Annotated in this window: 1 protein-coding gene; it reads left to right on the top strand. The window is 63.9% G+C overall.

Annotated elements, in window-relative coordinates; all coding sequences use genetic code 11:
* Positions 1-9: 9 nt before the first annotated feature.
* A partial coding sequence (aceE, locus tag ACFX4T_RS25525; RefSeq protein ID WP_377655208.1) for a pyruvate dehydrogenase (acetyl-transferring), homodimeric type occupies positions 10-2,603 on the top strand: 2,594 nt, incomplete at its 3' end.

Genomic DNA, 2,603 nt, shown 5'->3' with positions numbered 1-2,603 from the left:
AGGTTGGACGTGGCTGCAGGAGAAGAGACCTCACACATCCTCAGCGGGTTGACTGCCCAGCTGCCTGATCGTGATCCGGAAGAGACCGCGGAGTGGATTGAGTCCCTTGATGCGTTGATCGCGGAGCAGGGCACGGAGCGTGCCCAGTACATTATGCGTTCGTTGTTGCAGCGTGCTGGTGCCCGGTCGGTGGGTGTGCCGATGGTGACGACCACTGATTATGTGAACACGATCCCGGTGGACCAGGAAGCGGAGTTCCCCGGGAACGAGGAGTTCGAGCGCCGGTACCGTGCGTACATGCGCTGGAACGCCGCGGTCATGGTCCACCGTGCGCAGCGGTCCGATATTGGGGTGGGTGGGCATATTTCCACCTACGCGGGCGCGGCGACCTTGTACGAGGTCGGGTTCAACCATTTCTTCCGCGGCAAGGACCACCCCTCGGGCGGGGACCAGGTGTTCTTCCAGGGACACGCGTCCCCGGGCATGTACGCCAGGGCGTTCATGGAAGGCCGGCTCTCGGAAGCGGACCTGGACGGTTTCCGCCAGGAAAAGTCCAAGGAAGGCCACGCCCTCTCCTCCTACCCCCACCCCAGGTTGATGCCGGACTTCTGGGAATTCCCGACCGTGTCCATGGGCATCGGCCCGATGAACGCGATCTACCAGGCCCAGTCCAACCGGTACCTGCAGGGCCGGGGCATCAAGGACACCTCCGACCAGCAGGTCTGGGCGTTTTTGGGCGACGGGGAAATGGACGAGCCCGAGTCCCGCGGGTTGCTGCAGCTGGCAGCGAACGAGAACCTGGACAACCTGAACTTCGTGATCAACTGCAACCTCCAGCGCCTGGACGGGCCCGTGCGGGGCAACGGGAAGATCATGCAGGAACTCGAAGCGTTCTTCCGCGGGGCGGGCTGGAACGTGATCAAGGTCGTCTGGGGCCGGGAATGGGACTCCCTGCTGGAAAAGGACACCGACGGGGCGTTGGTGAAAATCATGAACGAAACCCCCGATGGTGACTACCAGACCTACAAGGCCGAGTCCGGCGGGTTCGTCCGGGACCACTTCTTCGGCAAGAACCCCCGCACCAAGGACATGGTCGCGGACCTGAGCGATGAGCAGATCTGGGGCCTCAAACGCGGCGGGCACGATTACCGCAAGGTCTACGCCGCGTACAAGGCAGCGGTGGAGTTCAAGGGCAAACCCACCGTGATCCTGGCCAAAACCGTCAAGGGCTACGGCCTGGGCCCGCACTTCGAAGGCCGCAACGCGACCCACCAGATGAAAAAGCTGACCATGGAAGACCTCAAGGCCTTCCGTGACCACCTGCGCATCCCCATCACCGATGACCAGCTCGACGCGGACCTCTACCGGCCCCCGTACTACCACCCCGGCATGGACGCCCCGGAAATCAAATACCTCATGGAACGCCGGGCCGAACTTGGCGGGTTCGTCCCCGAACGCCGCCGCACCCACACCCCCGTCACCCTGCCCGAGGCCAAGTCCTACGAAGTCGCCAAACGCGGATCGGGCAAACAACAAGCCGCGACCACCATGGCCTTCGTCCGGCTCCTGAAAGACCTCATGCGGGACAAGAACTTCGGTGCCCGGTTCGTGCCGGTCGTCCCGGATGAATCCCGCACCTTCGGCATGGACGCGTTCTTCCCCACCGCGAAAATCTACAACCCCAAGGGCCAGAACTACCTCTCCGTGGACCGGGACCTCGTCCTGGCCTACAAGGAATCCCCCGCCGGGCAACTGATCCACCCCGGCATCAACGAAGCCGGCGCCGTCGCAGCGTTCACCGCCGCCGGAACCTCCTACGCCACCCACGGCGAACCCCTGGTCCCGATCTACGTGTTCTACTCCATGTTCGGCTTCCAACGCACCGGAGATTCCTTCTGGGCCGCCGCGGACCAAATGACCCGCGGCTTCATCATCGGCGCCACCGCAGGACGAACCACCCTCACCGGCGAAGGACTCCAACACGCCGACGGGCACTCACCCCTGCTGGCCTCCACCAACCCCGCCGTGAAAACCTACGACCCCGCCTACGGCTACGAAATCGGCCACATCATCCGCCACGGCCTCGAACAAATGTACGGCGAAGACAGTACTGATAAGAACGTCATGTACTACCTCACCGTCTACAACGAACCCATCACCCAACCCGCCGAACCGGAAAACCTGGACATCAACGGGCTCCTCAAAGGCATCTACCGCCTCGCCCCCGGCCCGGAAAACACCACCGGCAACGGCAACCGGCCCACCGCGAACATCCTCGCCTCCGGCGTGTCCGTGCCCTGGGCCCTCGAAGCCGCCAGGATCCTCAACGAAGACTGGGGAGTCGCCGCCGACGTCTGGTCCGTAACCTCCTGGAACGAACTCCGACGCGACGGACTCGCCGCCGAAGAACACGCCTTCCTCAACCCCGGCCAACCCGCCCGCACCCCGTTCATCACCGAACAACTCGCCGGCACCACCGGACCCGTCATCGCCGTGTCCGACTACATGAAAGCCGTCCCCGACCAGATCCGCCAATTCATCCCCAACGACTTCGCCTCCCTCGGAGCAGACGGCTTCGGCTTCTCCGACACCCGCCAAGCCGC

The sequence above is a fragment of the Paenarthrobacter sp. YIM B13468 genome (genome assembly GCF_042788025.1).
In the GTDB taxonomy this organism is placed as follows: domain Bacteria; phylum Actinomycetota; class Actinomycetes; order Actinomycetales; family Micrococcaceae; genus Arthrobacter; species Arthrobacter aromaticivorans.
Note: the sequence above shows the minus strand (reverse complement) of the source record. Positions and strands in the feature narration are given on the sequence as shown.